The sequence below is a fragment of the Paenisporosarcina sp. P4_E4_2 genome (assembly GCF_056401595.1).
In genome coordinates, this window is the sequence record NZ_JBFUJC010000405.1 from 1 (window position 1) to 2,567 (window position 2,567).

The 2,567-nt window shown below is 40.7% G+C and carries 2 protein-coding genes and 1 pseudogene; all 3 read left to right on the top strand.

Translation table 11 applies throughout. The annotated features are described in order from the left end of the window. Positions 1 to 389, top strand: a pseudogene (locus tag AC1DSB_RS17840) (recombinase RecA); the annotation flags it as partial. A gap of 199 nt (positions 390 to 588) precedes the next feature. Then, a complete protein-coding gene (gene rny, locus AC1DSB_RS17845; protein WP_016427567.1) occupies positions 589 to 2,148 on the top strand; it encodes a ribonuclease Y in 1,560 nt (519 codons plus the stop codon). A gap of 163 nt (positions 2,149 to 2,311) precedes the next feature. Next, a partial coding sequence (locus tag AC1DSB_RS17850) for a YmdB family metallophosphoesterase (RefSeq protein WP_477587260.1) occupies positions 2,312 to 2,567 on the top strand: 256 nt, incomplete at its 3' end.

Here is a 2,567-nt window from a genome sequence, read left to right on the forward strand (position 1 = left end):
GTCGTGCAGAAGCCATCAAGTCGGGTAACGATTTCATGGGGAACAAAACGAAAATTAAAGTCGTTAAAAACAAAGTAGCACCTCCATTCCGTACTGCGGAAGTCGATGTTATGTATGGACAAGGGATTTCACGTGAAGGTGAAATCGTTGATTTAGGAGTCGAAATGGACATCGTGAACAAGAGCGGTTCTTGGTATGCATATAACGATGATCGTTTAGGCCAAGGACGCGAAAATGCAAAACAATTCCTTAAAGATAATCCTTCAACACGTAATGAGATTGCTCAAAAAATCCGTGCAGCTTATGGCATGATGGCCACAGCTTACACAATTGCAGCTCATGAGGAAGAAGAAGATGAAGAGTTTGAGTTATTACTAGATGAAAAATAAGATTTAAGTAGTAGCCTGCCGTAAAAATCGGCAGGCTATTTTCCTTTAAGGACACTCGTGAATCCTTGACAGAGTATTTTTACATCTATACAATTAAACTTGTATAATCTCTTAAATGAAACCATTTGGCAGTATTGTGGATGACTCCATATATGAGCCGACTGAACATGAAAATGAAATAGCAAGAGGAGGTGTTCAAATGATTGAAACAGTACTCATCTCCGCTTTGCTTGGTCTTATCGTCGGTGCCGTTGTTAGCTATATTTTAATTAAAAATGTGAACGATTCAAAAGTGACTGGTGCGAAGCAGTCTGCGGTGCTTATCGTAGACGAAGCGAAGCGAGAAGCGGAAGCTCTTAAAAAAGAAGCATTACTAGAAGCAAAAGATGAAACTCACAAATTGAGATCTGAAGCAGAATCTGACATCCGTGAACGCCGATCTGAACTGCAAAAACAGGAAAATCGGTACTTGCAAAGAGAAGAAAACCTTGACCGTAAGGATGATGCTCTTAACAAAAGAGAAGCGGGTCTAGAGCGTAAAGATGACGCTCTGACTGAGAGACAACAGCATATCGAGCAGATGGAAAGCAGAGTGGCAGAATTAGTTGCCAAACAACAAACAGAACTTGAACGCATTTCTGCATTAACACGTGAAGAAGCGAAAGGCATCATTCTACAGCAAGTAGAAAATGAATTAGCAACGGACATCGCAGTTATGACGAAAGAATCCGAAACGCGTGCGAAAGAAGAGTCAGACAAGAAAGCACGTGAAATCTTGTCAATAGCTCTACAACGCTTCGCGGCAGACCATGTAGCAGAAACGACTGTATCAGTCGTAAACTTGCCAAATGATGAAATGAAAGGCCGCATCATTGGACGAGAAGGTCGAAATATTCGAACTCTCGAAACATTGACAGGTATCGATTTAATAATCGATGATACACCTGAAGCAGTTATTCTTTCTGGTTTTGATCCGATTCGTCGTGAAACAGCACGTCTCGCACTTGAAAAATTAGTGCAAGATGGACGTATTCACCCGGCACGTATTGAAGAAATGGTCGAAAAATCAAGACGAGAAGTTGATGAACAAATTCGTGAAATCGGTGAACAAACGACATTTGATATTGGCATTCATAATTTACATCCAGATTTAATTAAAATCATGGGTCGGATGCGTTACCGCACGAGTTATGGTCAAAACGTCCTGAAGCACTCAAAAGAAGTGGCATTTTTAGCTGGATTGCTTGCAGCTGAACTTGGCGAGGATGTAACACTTGCACGTCGTGCAGGACTTCTACACGATATCGGGAAAGCAATCGACCACGAAGTGGAAGGTAGCCACGTTGAAATTGGTGTGGAACTTGCTACGAAGTATAAAGAGCATCCAGTCGTCATTAACAGTATCGCTTCCCATCATGGGGATACAGAAGCAACATCTGTTATTGCAGTGTTAGTAGCCGCAGCCGATGCATTGTCAGCAGCACGTCCTGGTGCACGTAGTGAAACGTTAGAAAATTACATTCGTCGTCTTGAGAAGCTGGAAGAAATTTCAGAGTCATATGATGGTGTTGAGAAATCATTTGCCATTCAAGCAGGTCGCGAAATTCGCATTATGGTTCGTCCGGAACAAATTGATGATATTACAGCACATCGTTTGGCACGTGATATCCGTAAACGAATTGAAGAAGAACTGGATTACCCTGGTCATATTAAAGTAACGGTCATTCGAGAAACTCGCGCCGTTGAATACGCTAAATAAGTAAAAAGGGCTTCGATCTGAGGCCTTTTTTTACTTTTTATGATAGTAAAAGTTTTTTAGGATATTCTTACATTAAAGAAATATTCACCAATAAGGTGATAGCCGTTTTGCGGAATATCAACAACCAACAGCAGAGCCAACGGAAATGAAAGAAGGAATGAAAATGAAAGTATTATTTATTGGAGACATCGTTGGATCGATTGGTCGCGATGCAGTAGAAGATTATTTACCAAGATTGAAAAGAAAATATCAACCAGACGTGGTCATTGCAAATGGCGAAAATGCTGCAGCAGGTCGAGGCATAACTCAAAAGATATTTCAAGATTTGCTTTATATGGGAGTCGACGTTGTGACGATGGGGAACCATACATGGGATCAAAAAGAAATTTTTGATTTCATTGATGATACTGATTATTTAA